The sequence below is a fragment of the Mesorhizobium sp. RSR565B genome (genome assembly GCF_054719465.1).
Window position 1 is genome coordinate 611,265 of sequence record NZ_JBTTIE010000001.1, and the last position, 18,850, is coordinate 630,114.

Genomic DNA, 18,850 nt, shown 5'->3' on the forward strand with positions numbered 1-18,850 from the left:
ATCAATGGTCCTCCCGCGCCGGGAAGCTCATGATAACGGACAATCCGGGATTGGCAGGCAGAAGTTCAAGCCGGCCATTGTGAAAAGTCATGATCGCCTTGGCGAGGCTGAGGCCAAGACCGGATCCCGGCTGCGAGCGGCTCTTTTCCAGCCGCACGAAGCGCTCGGTCGCCCTGGCGCGGTCGGCATCGTCGGGGATGCCATGGCCATTGTCGGAAACGGAAAGGCGGATTTCGTGACCGACGCGCTGCAGGGCTACGCGCACGGCAGGCTTTTCCGTCGCATCGGTCGAGTATTTGATGGCGTTGTCGACGATGTTCGACAGTGCCTGGCCGATCAGCTCGCGGTTGCCTTCGACGGAAAAATTCCCGTCCGCGGCAGTTTCAAGCACCACGCCAGCCTCCTCCGCCACCGGCTCATAAAGCTCGACAACGTCATGCACCGCGGCGGCGAGATCGACCTTGCTGGTGCTCTCCGAGGAATAGCCGGCCTCCAGCCTGGAGATCATCAGGATGGCGTTGAAGGTTTTTATCAGCTGGTCGGATTCGGCGATGGTGCCTTCCAGCGCCTGCCGGTAGTCGGTGGTCTTGTGCTTGCCCGAAAGTGTCGCCTCAGCGCGGTTGCGCAGTCTGGTCAGCGGCGTCTTCAAATCATGGGCGATGTTGTCGGAGACCTGCTTCAGCCCTTCGTTGAGCGTCGCTATCCTGGCCAGCATGGTGTTGAGGTTTTCCGACAGGCGGTCGAACTCATCGCCGGCGCCGGTCACCGGCAGCCGTCCCGTGAGATCGCCGCCCATAATGCGGCGGCTTGCCTCCGAGACGCTGTCGATGCGCTTCAGCGCGGCGCGGCCGACAAGGAACCAGATCAGCAGCCCGCCCAGGCCCATCATGCCCAGCGCCAGCATCAGGGCGCGGCGGACGACGGCGCGGAAGCGCTCGGGTTCGCCGAGATCGCGGCCGACAAGCATGATCATCTGGTTGGGCAGCCGCAGCACCAGCGCGATGGCGTTGTGGCCCTTCTCGCCCTCGGACTGAATTTCGCTCTCGCCGGCCTCCGCGCCGTTCGGGTCAGCAGCCTGGTTGCGCTGCCGTTCGAGCTCACCTTCGCCGAAACGGCGATAGGAGAAGGGTTCGGTCGTCCAGCCATCGGTCTCGAGCACCCCCGGTGCCAGGCTCTGCACGTTGCCGGTGAGGATCTGGCCGTTGACATCGGCAATGAGATAGAGGTTGGCGCCGGGCTGGCGCGAGCGCTGCTCGACGACGCGCACCAGCCGCGGCAGGCCGCCGCTCTGATAGGCACGGGCGAGGCCGAGCACCTCGTCATTGATGGTCTGCTGGGTCTGGCCGGTCAGCATGCGGGCCGACAACGACGTCATGTAGAAGACCAGCAACACGGCACATAGCGCGAAAAGCAGGAAATAAAGCGCTGAAAGCCGCGCCGCCGTCGTCCTCATGATGGCCGGCAGGGAAAGGGCCATCGAGTTCTAGCTCATGATGAGATTTGGCTGAAATCTCATCATGACCTACCCCTTTGTTGGAGCATGATCTTCTCCAAAAACCGGTACCTACTTTTTGGGATCATGCTCTAGCCGCTCTTCAGCATATAGCCGGCGCCGCGAACCGTATGCAGGATCGGCTTGTCGAAACCCTTCTCGATCTTGCCACGCAGGCGCGAGACGTGAACGTCGATGACGTTGGTCTGCGGATCGAAATGATAGTCCCAGACATTTTCGAGCAGCATGGTGCGCGTCACCACCTGGCCGGCATGGCGCATCAGATATTCGAGCAGGCGGAATTCGCGCGGCTGCAGCGTGATCTCGCGCGCCGCGCGCTTGACCGAATGGGACAGCCGGTCAAGCTCGAGATCGCCGACCCGGTAGACGGTTTCGGCCTCCCTGGCGCTGGCGCGGCGGTTCAGCACCTCGACGCGGGCGAGCAATTCGGAAAAGGCATAGGGCTTGGTCAGATAGTCGTCCCCGCCGGCGCGCAGACCGGTGACGCGGTCATCGACTTCGCCCAGCGCCGACAGGATCAGCACCGGCGTGGTGTTGCCGCGCGAGCGCAGGCCGGCAATGACGGAGAGCCCGTCGCGGCGTGGCATCATGCGGTCGACGACCATCACGTCATAGTCGCCGGCATCGGCCAGCGCAAAGCCGGTTTCGCCGTCGCCAGCGACATGGGCGGTGTGCCCAGCCTCGGCAAAGGCCTTCTGCATATAGTCGGCCGCCTCGCGATCGTCTTCTATGACGAGAATCTTCATAGAGCCGTTATACGCGATTTCGCCGGAAGATTGAGGGGCGGCCATGAGCGCAAAAGCTTTCGTTCAAGCATGTCGTTTTGCCAAAACCGCCGTGCACTTTTGGGCGACATGCTTCGATGTTAGAGCGGCAGCGGGCGATGGGCCCGCTGCCGCCGGGGGCAGAACACGATGACTGACTAACGCGTTCGGCCCCTTGCTTCCCGTGCGGCGGCTCGGGGGTGTTGAAACCGCCGCACTGGAAACTGTGTGATGTCAGCCTTTGGCGACTGGCAGCGCGACGAAGCGGTTTGAATCGTCGCGGGTGATCTGCATCAGCACCGCCTTGCGGCCGGACTTGACCGCATCGGCCATCGCCTTGGCGACGTCTTCGGTGCCGTTCACCTCCGTCGAATTGACCGAGGTGATGACATCGCCGGGCTGGATGCCGCGGTCGGCGGCATCGCTGTCGGGATCGACATCGGTCACCACCAGGCCCTTGCCGTTTTCCGACTTGGTGACGGTGAGGCCGAGATCGGCCAGCGCGGCGGGCTTTGCCGGTGCCGCGGGCTGCTGCGGGTCGGCCGAGGCCTGCTTGTCGGTGGATGGCAACGTGCCGAGATCGACCTTGATGGTCTGGCTCTTGCCGTCGCGCCACACCGTGACGTCGACCGACTTGCCGGGTGGGTAGGCGCCGATCAGACGAGCCAGTTCCTTCGGCGATGCGACGTCCTTGCCTTCGACCTGGGTGATCACGTCACCGGCGGTGATGCCGGCCTTCTTGCCGGGGCCACCGTCCTGGGCGCCCGAAACCAGAGCCCCGTTCTGCGACTTCAGGCCCAGCGATTCGGCGATGTCCGATGTAACCGGCTGGATTTCGACGCCGAGCCAGCCACGCTGCACCGAGCCGCTCTTCATCAGATCCTGCACCACCTGCTTGGCGGTCGAGGCCGGAATGTCGAAGGCAATGCCGACGCTTCCGCCCGACGGCGAGAAGATCGCGGTGTTGATGCCGACGACCTGGCCGTTGAGGTTGAAGGTCGGGCCGCCCGAATTGCCGCGGTTGACCGAGGCGTCGATCTGGATGAAGTCGTCGTAGGGACCGGCGCCGATATCACGGCCACGGGCCGAGACGATGCCGGCGGTGACGGTGCCGCCGAGGCCGAACGGATTGCCGACGGCCACCACCCAGTCGCCGACGCGAACCTTGGAATCGTCGGCGAAATCGACATAGGTGAACTTGCCGACGCCATCGACCTTGAGCACCGCCAGATCGGTGCGCGGATCGGTGCCGATCAGCTTGGCGTCAAGCTCCTTGCCGTCATTCATTACCACTGTGAAGGCGGAGCCTTCCTCGACGACATGGTTGTTGGTGACGAGATAACCGTCATCGGAGATGAAGAAGCCCGAACCCTGCGCCACCGGACGCGGCTGGTCGTTGTTATGGTCGCGGTGGCTGAAGCGACGATTGCCGCCGTCATGGCCGTTCTGATCGCCAAAGCCGCGGAATTGCTTGAAGAACTGGCGCAGCTGCGGATTGTCGGGCAGGTTGTTCATGCCGTCCGGATCGTCGGACTGGTCGGAGCCGTCATCGGCGGCAGGCTCGATCTTGGCCTTGACCTTGACGCTGACCACGGCCGGCGAAACGCGCTCGACGACATCGGCAAAGCCCGGTACCTGCGGCGCTTCGACCCGCACGGCGTCGGCCAGAACGGGAGCTGTACCAGTGGCAACGGCGCCGAAACCGATGCCGCCGGCAATGGCCAGCGAAGCGGCGGCGGCCAACAGGCGCTTGCGGGTGCGGGAATATGGGTTGGGGGCGATAGTCATGGGTCTCGTATCCTCTTTTCACTGGATGCGGCTCAGGCAGAGCATCCTCGGACAAGAGAAATAGAGAGGCGCACATTACGGCGCCATTTCCGGTGCATGAAAGTTTTGTAATGTTGGGCGGTCGCACAAATCGCTTGGTTGCGCTCGCCTGCTGCCCTATGGTGTACACAACTCAGCACAAGGCTTTCACAATGACAGCAAGCACCACCATGACCATTCGAGTCTCGTCCGAGACCAAGCTGAAGCTGGAGCAGATCGCTACCGATACCAGGCGTAGTAAATCGTTCCTCGCCGCCGAGGCGGTCTCAGCCTATGTCGATCGCGAGCTGGATATCATCGAAGGCATAAAACGTGGCATGGCCGACGCAGAGGCTGGCCGCGTCGTGCCCCACGACGACGCCATGGCGGAGCTCGACGCGGTGATCGAAGCAGCGAAAGCCAGGCGCGCAGGCAAGGCGTGAAGCTGTTCGTCACCTGGTCGCGAGAAGCGCTGGACGATCTCACGCAGCAAGTTGCCTTTATCGCTCAGGACAATCCTGCCGCCGCCCGACGCCTCGCGGACCGTATCCGTGAAATGGGCCGGGGCCTTGGTGATATGGCGACGGGCCGACCTGGCCGGGTAACAGGCACTTATGAGAAGCCCATCGGCCGCCTGCCCTACATCATTGCCTATGAATTGCGCCTGATCGCCGGCCGTCAGAGCATTGTTATCCTGCGCGCCATCCACACGTCGCGGGACTGGCCTTTGGAGGAATAGCCGAGCTAGTCGCTCAGCATCTTGTCCAGCGCCGCCTGTTCCTCGGCGCTCAGCGCCTTGGTTGCCAACGAGCGGCGGGAGCGTGTGGTCAGCACAATGAAAATGCCGCCGACCAGAAGCAGAAGCACCGGCGTGCCCCAAAGCAAGGCGTTGCGCGGGCTGAAGCGCGGCTTCAACAGCACGAACTCGCCGTAGCGCGACACGATATAGTCCATCACCTGCTGGTCGGTATCGCCGGCAACCAGGCGCTGGCGCACCAGGATGCGCAGGTCGCGGGCGAGGTCTGCATCGGATTCGTCGATGGACTGGTTCTGGCAGACCATGCAGCGCAGGCCTTCCGACAGTAGCCGCGCCCTCGCCTCGAGCGCCGGATCGGTGAGAACCTCGTCCGGTTTCACCGCTTGCGCCGCGCCGGCAAACAGCAGCGCCAGAAGCAGGGTGAGCGAGGCCAACGAGAACCTGGTGCTCACGGCGCGCCTGCCGACGGCATGGAGGCTGCCTGCTTGCGGCGGCGCGAGGGTGCGCCAACCCGCAGGCGACGGTCGAGCAGCGACATTGCGGCTCCCGCCATCATCACCAGAGCTCCGCCCCAGATCAGCGTCACCAGCGGCTTCCACCACAGGCGCACCACGACGGATCCATCGGTGCCTTCATCGCCCAGCGACAGATAGAGCTGGCTGAAGCCGATCGTCTCGATGCCGGATTCGGTCGTCGTCGTCTGCCGCACCGGAAAGAAGCGCTTGGCCGAGGTGATTTCGGCTGAAACGCCGCCATCGGCGCCGATCAGGGAAAAGCGGCCGCGCTGCTCGCTGTAATTCGGACCCTGCGCCGGGAAGAGGCCGTCGAAACGCAGCGTGTGGCCGGAGAGTTCGACGCTCTCGCCGGCATGCATCGACAGTATCCTTTCGGTGCCGAAGCACAGCGTGCCGACAATGCCGAGCGTCGTCAGCCCGAGGCCGAGATGGGCAAGTGCAGTGCCGAACACCGAACGCGGCAGGCCGGCGAAACGGCGCAGCATGATGGCGGGCGACACATTGCCAAAGCCGGACTTGACGGCGAGGTCGGTGAGCGCGCCGCAGACCAGCCAGCAGGCGAGGCCGACACCAAGGGCGGCGAACACCGACGCGCCGTCGATAAACAGCCCCGTGACCAGCATCGCCAGGAGAGCGGCGCCGAAAGCCGCCATCAGGCGCTGAGCGACGGCATAGAGGTCGCCGCGCTTCCAGGCTAGCAGCGGCCCGAACGGAACCACGACCAGCAGCGGCACCATCAGCGGGCCGAATGTCAGGTTGAAGAAGGGGGCGCCGACCGAGATCTTGCCGGCCGAAAGCGCCTCGACCGCGAGCGGATAGAGCGTGCCGACCAGCACGGTGGCGGTGGCCGTGGTCAGGAACAGATTGTTGAGGACAAGCGCGCCTTCGCGCGAGATCGGGTGGAACAGGCCGCCGGCCGTCAGCCGCGAGGCGCGCAGCGCAAACAGGGCCAGCGAGCCGCCGATGAACAGCGTCAAAATGCACAGGATGAAGATGCCGCGGGTCGGATCGGTGGCGAAAGCATGCACCGAGGTCAGCACGCCGGAGCGCACCAGGAAGGTGCCGAGCAGCGACAGCGAGAAGGTGAGGATGGCAAGCAGCAGCGTCCAGATCTTGAGCGCCGAACGCTTCTCCATGACGATCGCCGAATGCAGAAGAGCCGTGCCGGCCAGCCACGGCATAAAGGAGGCGTTTTCGACCGGATCCCAGAACCAGAAGCCGCCCCAGCCGAGCTCGTAATAGGCCCAGTAGGAGCCCATCGCGATGCCGCCGGTGAGGAACATCCAGGCGACCAGCGTCCACGGCCGCACCCAGCGCGCCCAGGAGGCATCGATGCGGCCTTCGATGAGGGCGGCGACCGAGAAGGAAAAGCAGATAGAGAACCCGACATAGCCGAGATAGAGCAGCGGCGGATGGATGGCGAGGCCAAGATCCTGCAGGACCGGGTTGAGATCGCGGCCCTCGATCGGCGCCGGATTGAGCCGGGTGAACGGATTGGATGTCGCCAGGATGAACAGGAAGAAGGTGGCGCCGATAGCCCCCTGCACGGCCAGCACATTGGCGCGCAGCGTCGCCGGAAGGTTGGAGCCGAAGACAGCGACCAGCGCACCGAAGAAGGTCAGGATCAGCACCCAGAGCAGCATCGAGCCTTCGTGATTGCCCCAGGTTCCGGTGATCTTGTAGATCAGCGGCTGCAGCGAATGCGAGTTTTCCCACACGCTCGCCACCGAGAAATCGGAACTTGCATAGGCGCCGGCGAGTGCTGCGAACGATAGCGCCGTGAGCGCGAAGCCTGTGACCGTGACGGGACCGCCGACAGCCATCAGCCTCTGGTTGCCGGTACGGGCGCCGATCAGCGGCACCAGCGTCTGCACCAGCGACAGCACAAAGGCGAGGACGAGCGCGAAGTGTCCGGTCTCAACCATTACTGGCTCTTGCTCTCTTGCCACACGCCCTTGGCCTTCAGCCCGTCAGCGACTTCCTTGGGCATGTAGCGCTCGTCATGCTTGGCCAGCACGCTGTCGGCGACGAAAACGCCGTCGGCGCCAAAGCTGCCTTCGGTGATGACGCCCTGCTCCTCGCGGAACAGATCGGGCAGGATGCCGGTATAGCTGACCTTGACCGATTTGTGCGCGTCGGTGACCGAGAACGCAACCGTCGCGCCCTGCCCGCGCACGACCGTGCCCTTTTCGACGAGGCCGCCGAGCCTGATGCGCTGTCCCGGCTGCAAGCTGGCGGTGGTCAGATCGGCGGGCATATAGAAATAGGAGGCCTTCTGGCCCAACGCATAGAAGGTCAGCCCGGTGGCGGCGCCGAGGAAGGCAAGACCTCCGACAATCACCGACAATCGCTTCTGCTTGCGCGTCATGTCCTACTCCGTCGCCGTCAGGCCGAGCGAGGCGGCAAAGGCGGTGAATTTCTTCGCTTCCTCACTGTCGGCGCCAAACACGGCGATACCGCGATGCAGCGCGTCGCGCGCCTGGTCAGCCTTGCCCAGCACAACATAGGAACGAATGAGCCGCATCCATCCTTCCGCGTCGCGCGGATTTTGCCGCAGTTTTTCGTCGAGGCCGGCGACCATGGTTTCGATCATGGCCTGCCTGTCCTGCGGCGCCATCGACGAGGCATCGACGGCTGCGGCATCGGGGCCTTTGGCGGGCTCTCCTGACGCGACGCTGCGGTTGGCGGCCTCGGCCAGTGCCTGTTGGACAGCTCCGCGCCATGGCGAATCCTGCGGCAGGGAATCGAGCATTTTCTGCCAAGCCGTGGTTGCCTCGGGTATGCGGCCTTCCTGGGCCAGCGCCATCGCCAAATAGAACGAGGCCTTCGCGTTTCCCGGGTCGAGTTTTAGCGCCTGTTCGAAAGCGGATTGCGCATCGGCCGAAACGATGCCGCCGGCCGCATTGGCAATCGCTTCGCCGAGGCCGGCCTCGCGGGCGGCCGTGTCGCCATCGAGGCGGATGGCATTGCGATAGGCGGTCACGGCATCGGGAAAGCGCTGCAGGCGCAGATAGATCGGGGCGAGCACGTCCCAGCCGCGTCCATCGCCAGGGTTGGCGGCAAGATGAGCCTCGGCGCGCGCCACCAACTCGTCGACCGAACTATCGGCCGGATTCTTGGCCAGCCGTTCGGCAAGCGGCTGCGACGGCAGATCCGGCGAGCCGAGCTGGCTGTAAAGGCCCCAGCTGAGCAGAGGGACCGCCAGTACCGCAGCCGTTGCCACCAGCCTTGCCGCCTTTGACGGCTGCCGCGTGCCAGGCGCATCGGCTTGACCGACATTGGCTTGACCAACATCTCCCAGGCGAAGGATGCGGCGGGCGATTTCGGCGCGCGCCTCCTCGGCTTCCGCCGGCTGGATCAGCCCGCGCGCGGCGTCACGCTCAAGCTCGGCCAGTTGGTCGCGATAGACTTCGAGGTCGTGGTCGCTGCTGGTCGGAGCGTCCTTGCCGCCACTGGTCAGCGGCAGCAGCACCGTCAGGCTTGCGCCTAGCGTGAGGATTGCGGCTATGACCCAGAACAGCATGGTTCTTCCAATAGAGCGAGAGCCCTGCTCTCACAACATGAGGGTGCTGCGACGCTTTGACGGGATTCCGACCCCGGCCCAATGTTCAGGTCAGCGGCGTCCAGCTGCCGTCGGCGTTGCGGCATGCGGTGCCCCGCGCGGTCTGGCCGGCCGTGCCGGTAAACACCGTATGGGTGTACTGGCGGCAATCCTGCGAGCCGACGCGGTAGGGCTGGGCCGCGACGACTTCGCCGGAATGAGCCGAACTGTCGCTCTTCCACGTCACCTTCTGGCCGCTCGCCGTATATTCGAGCGCCTTGTATTCCGCCTCGAGCGCCTTGCGCTTCTCGGTGCTGTTCAGGCCGCTGCCGATCGATCCGCCGACGAGCCCGCCGGCCATGGCCGAGATGATCGTCGTCGCGACTTTGGCCCCTGAAGAAGGCGACGCGGGCGGGTTGGTGATGGAGATATCCGGGCCACTGCCCTTGCCCAGCGTTCCGCAGCCGGAAAGAGCGAGCAGTGCGGAAACGAGCGCAACGCGAATCTTCATGCCAACAACCGGTTTTCTTGAACGGGATGCGCTGGGGGCCGCGTCATCGGGGGCGTCAGGACGTCATACTATTGATATTTGTCGGAAATTTGGCCGTTCTTAACGGCTTTTGCGCAATCGAGGGGCCGCCATAACACAGGCATTCGGCCGTGTCGATTGGCCCTGGGCAGTACATCATTGCAAGCTCCGCAAGCGCACAACCGCCTTCAGCCCGCCCATCGTGGAGCGTTCCAGCGCCAGCGCCCCGCCATACTCGTTGACGAGGTCGGCAACGATGGCAAGTCCGAGCCCGGTTCCCGGCTTTGTCTCGTCGAGGCGCCGGCCGCGTTTCAAGACGTCGCGGGCCTTGTCCTCGGGGATGCCGGGACCGTCATCCTCGATCGATAGCTCGAACAGGCCGGCTGCGGCCGGCGTGACGGATACGGCAACAGTGCTCTTCGCCCATTTCATCGCATTGTCGAGAAGGTTGCCGAGCAGTTCCTCCAAATCCTCGCGCTCGCCAGCAAAGACGATGTCGGCCGCCGGCAGCGTAAGCGACAGGCTGACATCAGGCTTGAGTTTTTGCAGCACGCGCACCATGCGCTGCACCAGCGGCGTCACCGGCGTGCGGTAGACGACGCTGTCGCGCTGCGCCGCGACCCGTGCCCGCTGCAGGTAGTGGTCGACCTGTTTCTGCATCGACGCCGCCTGGTCGGCGATGAGCTGGCCCTTGGCGCCGCCGAGAGCCCGGCCCTCATTTATCAGCACGGCGAGCGGCGTCTTCAGCGAATGGGCAAGGTTGCCGACCTGCGTACGCGAGCGCTCGACGATGCGCTTGTTGTTTTCGATCAGCGCATTGGTTTCGTTGGCGAGCGGCTCGATCTCGGCGGGAAACCGGCCATCGAGCCGCTGCGCCGTGCCTTCGCGCACCTGGGCAAGCGCGTTGCGAACCCGGCGCAAGGGCTGGAGGCCGAGCAGGATAGCGATCGCATTGATGGCGATCATGCCGACGCCGAACAGGCTGAGATAGGTCAGCAATCGGCCTTGGAAGGTGGCGATCTCCTGTTCGAGCTCGGTCTTGTTGCCCATCACGCGGAAGCGCGCGGCGCGGTTCTTGGCGTCGAGCACGAATTCGCTCTCGAACACTTCGAGCTGCTCGTCGCCGATACCGTCGGTGGAGTAGCTGCGCTGGAAGCTCGAATTGAACGGCACCTCGGCGACGGTCGGCGACGGGATCGTCGTGGTCATCGAGGACGAATGAAGGTTGCCGTGCACACCTTCGGAAGCCGGCTCCACCGACCAGTACCAGCCCGAATTCGGCTCCGAGAAGCGCAGGTCGCCAAGGTCGGGAGCACCGGTGAGCTGGCCGGATTCGGAAACGCCGACCGAGCCGATCAGATTGAACAGATGCGCCGACAGCAGGCTGTCGAAGCCGCGCTCGCTGGCCTGGCGGTAGAGCGTGGTGATCAGAGTGAAGATGACGATCAGGGTGAGGATCGCCCAGATCGTGGAAAAGCCGATGACGCGGAAGGCCAGCGAGCGCGGCCAGAGCCGCGCCGAAAAAGGCTTCCTTGCTGGTATGGGGAGCGGTTCCGCCTTACGCCTCCGGCTCACGCATGCGATAGCCCATGCCGCGCACGGTTTCGATCATGTCGATGCCCATCTTCTTGCGCAGCCGGCCGACAAAGACCTCGATGGTGTTGGAATCGCGGTCGAAATCCTGGTCGTAGAGATGCTCGACCAGCTCGGTGCGCGACACCACCTCGCCCATATGGTGCATCAGATACGCCAGCAGGCGGAACTCATGCGAGGTCAGCTTCAGCGGCACGCCGTTGACATCGGCCTTGGAGGCCTTGGTGTCGAGGCGCAGCGGCCCGCAAGTGAGCTCGGACGAGGCATGGCCGGCGGCGCGGCGGATCAGCGCCCTCACCCTGGCCAGCACCTCCTCGATGTGGAACGGCTTGGTGACATAGTCGTCGGCGCCGGCATCGATGCCCGACACCTTGTCGCTCCAGCGGTCGCGCGCTGTCAGGATCAGCACCGGCATCTTGCGGCCGTTGCGGCGCCAGCGCTCGACGACGCTGATGCCGTCCATCTGCGGCAGGCCTATGTCGAGCACGACGGCATCGTAGGGCTCGGTGTCGCCGAGGAAATGCCCCTCCTCGCCGTCATAGGAGCGGTCGACGACATAGCCGGCATCGACCAGCGCGTCGGCCAGCTGCCGGTTGAGATCCTTGTCATCTTCTACGACGAGTACGCGCATGATCGGTCAGGCCTGTTGATGGGTCAGATATAGGCCGATTCCGGTGGTCTGGGAAACGAGCCCTGCAAGAGGGAAGATTGGATCAGTTCGCCGGGACGACGATCTCGGAACGGCGCGGACGCTGGCCGTCCTTGCCCGGCACAAGCACGACGATGACGCAGACCTCCTGGCCGCCACGCGTCGTCTGCGAAGCCTTGGCCAGCGTGCCGCCATTCTGCTCGGCAACCTGCTGGCCGATCGCGTAGCAATCCGCCGCGGCTGCCGGCGTCGCTTGCGACGCCAACAGGCCGGCCGCTGTGAGCGCCAGTATCGCGGTTCTGACATGAGAGCGAAGCGTTTTCATGGTCGGCGTTGTAACGCAACTGTGCTGAACGTGAAATGAACGGTGAACGGGTGAAAATCCATCCCCGCAATACCCCCTGCGCGCGCAACGAATGAATGCGATCCTACCGCCCAGTCCCTCAGACCGGGCAATGGATTCATAACCGGAAAACCGGCTGCGCGGCTATGGTGTTTGCGCGCAGGTTCTCAATTCGCAGCCAGATTGGGAACAGGTCAAGGCGAGACCATTCTGAAGGGCCGCCCTAAATAGCGCGGGAAACGCCAAATCATCGGAGTGCGCCATGACGGATAAAGACCTTGCCGACCTTTACCGGGGCTATATCGCTTGCCTGAATGCCCAGGACTGGGCGAAACTTGGAGACTTTGTCGGCGACGAGGTGCAGCACAATGGCGAAATGCTCGGCCTGTCGGGTTATCGCCGTATGCTCGAAGGCGATTTCGAGGCGATTCCCGACCTCCGCTTCAACATCGAACTGCTGGTCTGCCAGCCGCCGCGCGTGGCGGCGCGCCTGCATTTCGACTGTCATCCCAAGGGCGTGCTGTTCGGCCTGCCGGTGAACGGCAAGCGCGTGTCGTTCGCTGAGAATGTTTTCTACGAATTCGGAGAGGGTCGCATCCGCGAGGTGTGGTCAGTCATCGACAAGGCCGAGATCCAGGCGCAGATCTAGGTTGCTTCAATCACTTTGTTCGGTGAGAGCGCGTATCCGCAGCACCCCGTGGTAGAGCGCCAGGTCCTCGTCGTAGCGGGCCTCGGCGAACTCCAGCGACAGGCGGGTCTGGTCGCGCGAGCCGGTGGCGAAAGCGGCGCCGTCAAGGCGCGCCCGGATGCTGTCCATAATCAGACGCGTCTCGGCCTCGCCTTGCGCCTTCGACCAGACATGCAGCGTGATGAGCTGGTCGTCATCATTGTCGGCGCCGGTGTCCAGATCGAATGCGCTGGTCCTGCCATAGGTCACATAAGGGAAGGCGGCACTGTCGGCCGCCTGCTCGCGCAACCCGGCGCCGCCGAGCAGCGCCGTCAGCGAGGCATCGCTCTTCAATCTCATGAACAAGGCTTGCAGCAAATCGCCGGGCGCCGTCATCGTCGTCTCCGTTCGCCTGTCACGCTTTGAACAACCTCAGTTTCGCGCGCAACCTAACCGCGTTGCACGGATTTCGCCAGATGACGATCCGCCTGATGGAAGGCGGCGAATCGGGCGGCATGGCCCTTTCACGGACCGGGTTCTATTTGGCATGCGGGGAGTTTCAAGAAGGGTGTTATGAGGAGCCCTGTTTTCTCCGGCAATTCGAGGTCATTTCATGCGAACGCCACCGCTGCTGCCGGCTTTTGGAAAGCTTGGCGTCAAGCCCCCGGTCGCGATTGCGGCAGCACCCGCCCTGTCGAAGAGGACCGTGGCCCTGCGCATGCGCGAGATACTTTCAATGCATGGCGGCCTGGCCTTGAAGCTGTCGGTGGTGGCCTGGACAATCCTGATCCTGGCGGCGGCATTTTTCATGTCAAGGGCCTGATGCCGATATGGCAAACCGCTACGCGTTGCGCATGGACGAGCCCGAGAGCTGGACTATCTTCGACATCTTCACCGGCCAGCCTGTCGAGCTTAAGCAACAGGTAATGGTGGCCATGAATTTGCGGGATGCGGAAGCGATGGCCGACCGCCTGAACAGCCGGGACGTCAAGCGGCGGGCAAAAGCCGACCGCAAGTCCTGACGCACGCTGATCTCAGCCGCTCTGATGCAAGACGAACGCGCGCTAGCCGAAATCCGCGGCTGTGAGCACATAAATGCTCTTGCGGGTGCGGGCGTAGGCCTTGCTGGCAATGTCATGGATGGAGCTGGACGCGGTGTCGAAGGCCGCCAGATAGGTGGCTTCCGCGGTCGCCGTCCCTGATGGCGCCTTCGAGAGGGCATCGGCGGCGACAGAGAAGGAAATCTGGAACATGCCGTCATGGCCGACAAAGCGGATGCGCTTGCCGGCCTCGTCATAGAAGCGGCTTGGATTGGGGAATGTCAGGCTCATGACGTGCCCCCCTTCGGCGCGGCGGCGGCTTTCTTGACGGTAGCCCGCTTCTTCTTCGGTGTCGGGTTCAAGGCTTCCGCGACGCGGTCGGCCTCTTCCTTCTCCAGGCGCAATTCCCTGAGCCTTGCCGTCTTGATCTCCCTGGCCCTCGCTTCGGACATGTAGTCGGAGGTTGCCTTGTTGCGCTCGGCCGTCTTCTTCTGCTTGTCCATGAAGCGGGCTTCAGCTTTTTCCATGATGCTCTGATTGCCTTCGGCCATCGCATAAATCTCCTCGTGCCTGAAATTGTGAAATCGAACTTACGATATAAATAGTCGCTTTGGCCTCGAAATTCAATTTTTCGAAATATCTAGGCGCCTCGCGACGTTTCGAACCCCGGCAGACATCATAATACTTTTTAATATTAAATTTTGGCCACGAATAATTTTTGGCACTCCTATCTATCGAGTGCCAACACGCCTATAAGAACGGCGCGGTCGCCTATGCCGGCCCCAGAAAGAAGTTCTCATGAAGTTTCGGCCACTCCACGACCGCGTCGTCATCCGGCGCGCCGAAGGCGATGTCAAATCCAAGGGTGGCATCATCATTCCCGACAATGCCAAGGAAAAGCCGCAGGAAGGCGAAGTCATCGCCGTTGGGCCGGGCGCACGCGACGAAAACGGCGCGCTTGTTCCGCTCGAAGTCAAGGCCGGCGACTTCATCCTGTTCGGCAAATGGTCGGGCACCGAGGTCAAGATCGACGGCGAGGACCTGCTGATCATGAAGGAAGCCGACATTATGGGCGTCATCGACAAGAGCGAGACGGCCGCTATCGGCAAGAGCGGGACGGTCGTCACCGAGAAAAGCGTCAAAGCCAAGAAGGCCGCCTGACCGGCCTGGCTTTGCTAGGCTCCGGCGAGCCGCTTGCTTCACCACACCAACGGGATTGAAAAAAATGTCTGCCAAGGAAATCAAATTCGCCACCGACGCGCGCGACCGCATGCTGCGCGGCGTCGAGATCCTCACCAATGCGGTGAAGGTCACGCTCGGCCCCAAGGGCCGCAACGTCATCATCGACAAGGCCTATGGCGCGCCGCGCATCACCAAGGACGGTGTGACGGTGGCCAAGGAAATCGAGCTTGCCGACAAGTTCGAGAACATGGGCGCGCAGATGGTGCGCGAAGTGGCTTCGAAGACCAACGACCTCGCCGGTGACGGCACCACCACCGCCACGGTGCTGGCCGCATCGATCCTGCGCGAAGGCGCCAAGCTGGTTGCCGCGGGCATGAACCCGATGGACCTCAAGCGTGGCATCGACCAGGCTGTCGCCGCCGTGGTCAAGGACATCAAGGCGAAGGCCAAGAAGGTCAAGTCGTCGGCCGAGATCGCGCAGGTCGGCACCATCGCCGCCAATGGCGATGCCAGCGTCGGCGCCATGATCGCCAAGGCGATGGACAAGGTCGGCAATGACGGCGTCATCACCGTCGAGGAGGCCAAGACCGCCGACACCGAACTCGATGTCGTCGAAGGCATGCAGTTCGACCGCGGCTATCTCTCACCCTATTTCGTCACCAATGCCGACAAGATGCGCGTCGAACTGGAAGAGCCTTACGTGCTCATCCACGAGAAGAAGCTCGGCAATCTGCAGGCGATGCTGCCGATCCTCGAAGCAGTGGTGCAGAGCGGCAGGCCGTTGCTGATCATCTCGGAAGACGTCGAAGGCGAAGCACTGGCGACGCTGGTCGTCAACAAGCTGCGCGGCGGCCTCAAGGTCGCGGCCGTCAAGGCGCCGGGCTTCGGCGATCGCCGCAAGGCGATGCTGGAAGACATCGCCGTGCTGACATCGGGCCAGATGATTTCCGAGGATCTCGGCATCAAGCTCGAAAACGTCACCATCGAGATGCTTGGCCGCGCCAAGCGCGTACTGATCGAGAAGGACACCACCACGATCATCGACGGCGCCGGCACCAAGGCGACCATCCAGGCGCGCATCGCGCAGATCAAGGGCCAGATCGAGGAGACCACGTCCGATTACGATAAGGAGAAGCTGCAGGAGCGGCTGGCCAAGCTCGCCGGCGGCGTCGCCGTGATCCGCGTCGGCGGCGTCACCGAGTCTGAAGTGAAGGAAAAGAAGGACCGCATCGACGACGCGCTGAATGCGACGCGCGCGGCGGTGGAAGAAGGCATCGTGCCCGGCGGTGGCGTGGCGCTTCTGCGCGCAAGATCGGCTCTGGCCGGCCTGACCGGCGCCAATGACGATGTGACCGCCGGCATTTCGATCGTGCTCAGGGCGCTGGAAGCGCCGATCCGCCAGATCGCCGAGAATTCCGGCGTCGAAGGCTCGATCGTCGTCGGCAAGCTGTCCGACAGCAAGGACCAGAATCAGGGCTTTGATGCCCAGAACGAGGTCTATGTCGACATGATCAAGGCCGGCATTGTCGACCCGGCGAAAGTGGTGCGCACCGCGTTGCAGGACGCCGGCTCGATCGCCGCCCTTCTGATCACCGCCGAAGCGATGATCACCGACATCCCGGCCAAGGATGCGGCGCCTGCGGGCGGCGGTGGCGGCATGGGCGGCTACTGACCATCGCCCGAAAATTGCCCGCCTGGGAATCTGGGCGGGCATAAATCAGAACAGGCTGCCCGAGACATTTCCCCGGCGAGCTAGGAATTTCCGTCAGTCAGTCAAGACCAGTCAGCAACGACAGGGAGATCGACAGATGATCACATTCGCCCCGAAGCCAAACGCTGTATCCGCGACCAAGCCGGCGGAGGAGAGCCGCTTCGATCGCATCCGCCGGATCGCCGCCGACAAGCACACGCAGGCCGATGCCGGGCCGATTGGCCGCGAGCCGTCGAAGACCGGCGACAAGCGGCCGATGTGACGGCTGCCAACCTCACGACATCGGCAACGCTCCGCCCTCTTCGGTGCGGCGGGCAATGAACTCGTCGAGCACATCGGATGTGGCAACGGCCGACGCCGGCGGCTGGAACTCGGCCAGCGTCCGCTTCCAGATGCCGGTGGCGCGCTCGGTGGCCGACTTCGAACCGGACTGCGTCCAGCTGCCGAAATTCGACCAGTCGGCGACCAGCGGCTCGTAGAAGGCGGTGCGGTAGCGCGTCATGGTGTGGCCGGCGGAGAAGAAATGCCCGCCCGGCTGGACTTCGGCGATCGCCTCGAAGCCGATAGAATCCTCGTCGCCGGGGGTCCTAGCGCAGAGTTCGGCAACCGTCTGCAATGCCTCGATATCGGTGATCAGCTTCTCGTAGGAGACGCTGAGGCCACCCTCCAGCCAGCCCGCGGCATGGATGCAGACGGTGGCGCCGGCAAGCACCGAGCCCCACAGCGCGAACTGCGTCTCGTGCGCCGCCTGCACATCGGAAATGTTGGCCGCACTGCCGCCGCCGGACCGCCAAGGCAGGCCGGTGAAGCGCGCCAGCTGGCCGGCGCCCAGCGTCGCCTTGACGTGCTCGGGCGTGCCGAAGGCCGGTGCGCCGGACTTCATGTCGACATTGGAGGAGAAGGATCCGTAAACCACCGGTGCGCCCGGCCGCACCATCTGCGCCAGCGCGAGACCAGCCAGCGCCTCGGCATGCTGCAGCGTCAATGCGCCGGCGACGGTGATCGGCGCCATGGCGCCGGCCAGGCAGAAGGGCGTGATGATGGACACCTGGCCGGCCTTGGCGACGTCGATGATGCCCTGCGCCATCGGGATATCGAGCTGGCGCGGCGAATTGGTGTTGATGACGGTATAGCAATGGACGCCGGCAAGGAACTCGTCCTGCGAGAGGCCGCGCGCCAACCGGATCATCTCGAACCCGTCCTCGACCTGCGGCGTGCCACGGGCGAAGACGAAGGGAAACTTGTCCGACAGGGTCAGCTGCGCACGGTTGACGGCATAGTGGCGCAAATGGTTGTCGACATCCTGCGGCTCGATCCAGGGGCCGAGCATATGCAGCACATCGAAATTCTGAACAAGCTTGGTCAGTTCTTCGAAAGCGGCGAGCGTGCCCGGACGCCGTCCGCGTTCGAGATCGGTGACGTTGGGCGCCCCGGCCCCGGCGAGGAACGTCATCGAGCCGAGCTCCAGCATGAGATCGCGGCTACGGTTGCCCGCCAGCGCCCGGATGGATTTCGGCGCCGAGGCCAGTGCGGCGGTGACGATATCGCGGCCGATGCGCACCATCTGGCTGTCCTCATCTACCAGCGCACCGGCTTTGGCGTAGATCGCCCGTGCCTCCGGCGGCAGCACCTTGATGCCGAGCTCTTCCAGCACGCGCAACGCCGTGCCGTGGATGGCCGCGACCTGGTCGTCCGAAAACACCGGCTGCGGCAGGAACGGGTTTTTGAGCGAGCGATAGTTCGGGTGGCGGCTTGACCCGCTGCCGGCCACGCCGGTGTGCCCGCGCCGGCGCTCGCGCCTGGTCTCCCTTATGATGTCATCGACCATGGCCAAAACTCCTCATTGCCGCATCGCCTTGCCCTCGGGCCGTATGGCGAGCCGGAATAATTCGCGCCGGCCGCTCGACGCCGCCGACAATGTGCACCCAAAGCGCGGTCCCCTCCCCGGCGAATTCGTCGTCCAGCAACGCCAGCGCGACGCTTTTGCCTATTGTGTAGCCATAGCCGCCTGAGGTGACGAATCCGACCCGCCGGCCCTTGTGCCAGTCTGGCTCGAAGCCACTGGCGTCGGCATCGACGGAGCAGAACTCCAGCGTCACGATGCGGGCGGCGCTCAACAAACCGTGCGGTGTGGCCTGGCTGCCCTTGTGAGCCGGGCTGAAATGGAAGAATAGTCTTCGCCGGGTATGCCCGCCCTGAAATTGCCCGCTTGCGGTTCTCAGGTGGGTTGGGTGAGTTTC

At 63.8% G+C, this 18,850-nt stretch carries 24 protein-coding genes; 8 read left to right on the top strand and 16 right to left on the bottom strand.

Annotated elements, in window-relative coordinates; translation table 11 throughout:
* Nucleotide 1: 1 nt before the first annotated feature.
* The 3 genes from ACYG9R_RS03080 to ACYG9R_RS03090 form a co-directional block, all read right to left on the bottom strand.
* On the bottom strand, nt 2-1,477 hold the full coding sequence (locus tag ACYG9R_RS03080) for a sensor histidine kinase (protein WP_023824198.1): 1,476 nt from the start codon (nt 1,475-1,477) through the stop codon (nt 2-4).
* 107 nt (nt 1,478-1,584) lie between these two features.
* Entirely contained in the window at nt 1,585-2,259 is a 675-nt protein-coding gene (locus ACYG9R_RS03085; RefSeq protein ID WP_023670185.1) for a response regulator transcription factor, read from the bottom strand.
* A gap of 252 nt (nt 2,260-2,511) precedes the next feature.
* Entirely contained in the window at nt 2,512-4,065 is a 1,554-nt protein-coding gene (locus ACYG9R_RS03090; RefSeq protein ID WP_023752740.1) for a Do family serine endopeptidase, read from the bottom strand.
* A gap of 191 nt (nt 4,066-4,256) precedes the next feature.
* On the opposite strand from ACYG9R_RS03090, the gene ACYG9R_RS03095 reads away from it, so the two are divergent.
* On the top strand, nt 4,257-4,526 hold the full coding sequence (locus ACYG9R_RS03095) for a CopG family ribbon-helix-helix protein (protein ID WP_023684527.1): 270 nt from the start codon (nt 4,257-4,259) through the stop codon (nt 4,524-4,526).
* On the top strand, nt 4,523-4,822 hold the full coding sequence (locus ACYG9R_RS03100; protein WP_023824199.1) for a type II toxin-antitoxin system RelE/ParE family toxin: 300 nt from the start codon (nt 4,523-4,525) through the stop codon (nt 4,820-4,822). The genes ACYG9R_RS03095 and ACYG9R_RS03100 overlap by 4 nt, the downstream gene beginning before the upstream one ends.
* Before the next feature lie 5 nt (nt 4,823-4,827).
* Here ACYG9R_RS03100 and ACYG9R_RS03105 read toward each other — a convergent pair whose 3' ends face one another.
* The 8 genes from ACYG9R_RS03105 to ACYG9R_RS03140 all read right to left on the bottom strand — a co-directional run bounded on the left by ACYG9R_RS03105 (nt 4,828) and on the right by ACYG9R_RS03140 (nt 11,992).
* Nucleotides 4,828-5,292 (bottom strand): cytochrome c-type biogenesis protein, encoded by a 465-nt coding sequence (locus ACYG9R_RS03105; RefSeq protein WP_023670181.1) that lies wholly within the window; start codon nt 5,290-5,292, stop codon nt 4,828-4,830.
* Complete coding sequence (locus tag ACYG9R_RS03110) at nt 5,289-7,280, bottom strand: heme lyase CcmF/NrfE family subunit (RefSeq protein ID WP_023702187.1); 1,992 nt, start codon at nt 7,278-7,280, stop codon at nt 5,289-5,291. The genes ACYG9R_RS03105 and ACYG9R_RS03110 overlap by 4 nt, the downstream gene beginning before the upstream one ends.
* A complete protein-coding gene (ccmE, locus tag ACYG9R_RS03115; RefSeq protein ID WP_023705431.1) occupies nt 7,280-7,723 on the bottom strand; it encodes a cytochrome c maturation protein CcmE in 444 nt (147 codons plus the stop codon). Before ccmE ends, ACYG9R_RS03110 begins: the two co-directional genes overlap by 1 nt.
* 3 nt (nt 7,724-7,726) lie before the next feature.
* Nucleotides 7,727-8,878 carry a c-type cytochrome biogenesis protein CcmI gene (gene ccmI, locus ACYG9R_RS03120; RefSeq protein WP_023824200.1) on the bottom strand — a complete coding sequence of 384 codons (1,152 nt, stop codon included), beginning with the start codon at nt 8,876-8,878 and terminating at the stop codon, nt 7,727-7,729.
* Between the two features lie 85 nt (nt 8,879-8,963).
* A complete protein-coding gene (locus ACYG9R_RS03125; RefSeq protein ID WP_023824201.1) occupies nt 8,964-9,407 on the bottom strand; it encodes a hypothetical protein in 444 nt (147 codons plus the stop codon).
* A 174-nt stretch (nt 9,408-9,581) separates the two neighbouring features.
* Nucleotides 9,582-11,000, bottom strand: a complete 1,419-nt coding sequence (locus tag ACYG9R_RS03130; RefSeq protein ID WP_023702189.1) for an ATP-binding protein — start codon at nt 10,998-11,000, stop codon at nt 9,582-9,584.
* Nucleotides 10,984-11,649 carry a response regulator transcription factor gene (locus ACYG9R_RS03135; protein ID WP_023670175.1) on the bottom strand — a complete coding sequence of 222 codons (666 nt, stop codon included), beginning with the start codon at nt 11,647-11,649 and terminating at the stop codon, nt 10,984-10,986. Before ACYG9R_RS03135 ends, ACYG9R_RS03130 begins: the two co-directional genes overlap by 17 nt.
* Before the next feature lie 82 nt (nt 11,650-11,731).
* Nucleotides 11,732-11,992 carry a hypothetical protein gene (locus ACYG9R_RS03140; protein WP_023670174.1) on the bottom strand — a complete coding sequence of 87 codons (261 nt, stop codon included), beginning with the start codon at nt 11,990-11,992 and terminating at the stop codon, nt 11,732-11,734.
* 280 nt (nt 11,993-12,272) lie between these two features.
* On the opposite strand from ACYG9R_RS03140, the gene ACYG9R_RS03145 reads away from it, so the two are divergent.
* Nucleotides 12,273-12,659, top strand: a complete 387-nt coding sequence (locus tag ACYG9R_RS03145; RefSeq protein ID WP_023684533.1) for an ester cyclase — start codon at nt 12,273-12,275, stop codon at nt 12,657-12,659.
* 6 nt (nt 12,660-12,665) lie between these two features.
* On the opposite strand, the gene ACYG9R_RS03150 is transcribed toward ACYG9R_RS03145, so the two are convergent.
* Nucleotides 12,666-13,073, bottom strand: a complete 408-nt coding sequence (locus ACYG9R_RS03150) for a DUF3168 domain-containing protein (protein ID WP_023670173.1) — start codon at nt 13,071-13,073, stop codon at nt 12,666-12,668.
* A 217-nt stretch (nt 13,074-13,290) separates the two neighbouring features.
* Between ACYG9R_RS03150 and ACYG9R_RS03155 the strand changes: the two genes are divergently transcribed.
* Nucleotides 13,291-13,500 carry a hypothetical protein gene (locus ACYG9R_RS03155; RefSeq protein WP_023670172.1) on the top strand — a complete coding sequence of 70 codons (210 nt, stop codon included), beginning with the start codon at nt 13,291-13,293 and terminating at the stop codon, nt 13,498-13,500.
* A 7-nt stretch (nt 13,501-13,507) separates the two neighbouring features.
* A complete protein-coding gene (locus ACYG9R_RS03160) occupies nt 13,508-13,699 on the top strand; it encodes a hypothetical protein (RefSeq protein WP_023670171.1) in 192 nt (63 codons plus the stop codon).
* 42 nt (nt 13,700-13,741) lie between these two features.
* Here the strand turns inward: ACYG9R_RS03160 and ACYG9R_RS03165 are convergent, their stop codons facing one another.
* The gene (locus ACYG9R_RS03165) at nt 13,742-14,008 is read right to left on the bottom strand and encodes a DUF1488 family protein (RefSeq protein ID WP_023670170.1); all 267 of its coding nucleotides are present in this window, start codon (nt 14,006-14,008) and stop codon (nt 13,742-13,744) included.
* Nucleotides 14,005-14,268 carry a hypothetical protein gene (locus ACYG9R_RS03170; RefSeq protein ID WP_023732031.1) on the bottom strand — a complete coding sequence of 88 codons (264 nt, stop codon included), beginning with the start codon at nt 14,266-14,268 and terminating at the stop codon, nt 14,005-14,007. Before ACYG9R_RS03170 ends, ACYG9R_RS03165 begins: the two co-directional genes overlap by 4 nt.
* A gap of 247 nt (nt 14,269-14,515) precedes the next feature.
* Between ACYG9R_RS03170 and ACYG9R_RS03175 the strand changes: the two genes are divergently transcribed.
* The 3 genes from ACYG9R_RS03175 to ACYG9R_RS03185 all read left to right on the top strand — a co-directional run bounded on the left by ACYG9R_RS03175 (nt 14,516) and on the right by ACYG9R_RS03185 (nt 16,872).
* Complete coding sequence (locus ACYG9R_RS03175) at nt 14,516-14,878, top strand: co-chaperone GroES (protein ID WP_023684536.1); 363 nt, start codon at nt 14,516-14,518, stop codon at nt 14,876-14,878.
* Between the two features lie 64 nt (nt 14,879-14,942).
* A complete protein-coding gene (gene groL, locus ACYG9R_RS03180; RefSeq protein ID WP_023692807.1) occupies nt 14,943-16,571 on the top strand; it encodes a chaperonin GroEL in 1,629 nt (542 codons plus the stop codon).
* Nucleotides 16,572-16,707: 136 nt separating this feature from the next.
* On the top strand, nt 16,708-16,872 hold the full coding sequence (locus ACYG9R_RS03185) for a hypothetical protein (RefSeq protein WP_023698576.1): 165 nt from the start codon (nt 16,708-16,710) through the stop codon (nt 16,870-16,872).
* A 12-nt stretch (nt 16,873-16,884) separates the two neighbouring features.
* Here the strand turns inward: ACYG9R_RS03185 and ACYG9R_RS03190 are convergent, their stop codons facing one another.
* Nucleotides 16,885-18,438, bottom strand: coding sequence for a trimethylamine methyltransferase family protein (locus ACYG9R_RS03190; RefSeq protein WP_023824202.1), 1,554 nt, complete (start codon nt 18,436-18,438; stop codon nt 16,885-16,887).
* Nucleotides 18,428-18,727, bottom strand: coding sequence for a glycine cleavage T C-terminal barrel domain-containing protein (locus ACYG9R_RS03195; protein WP_023824203.1), 300 nt, complete (start codon nt 18,725-18,727; stop codon nt 18,428-18,430). The genes ACYG9R_RS03190 and ACYG9R_RS03195 overlap by 11 nt, the downstream gene beginning before the upstream one ends.
* Between the last annotated feature and the right edge of the window lie 123 nt (nt 18,728-18,850).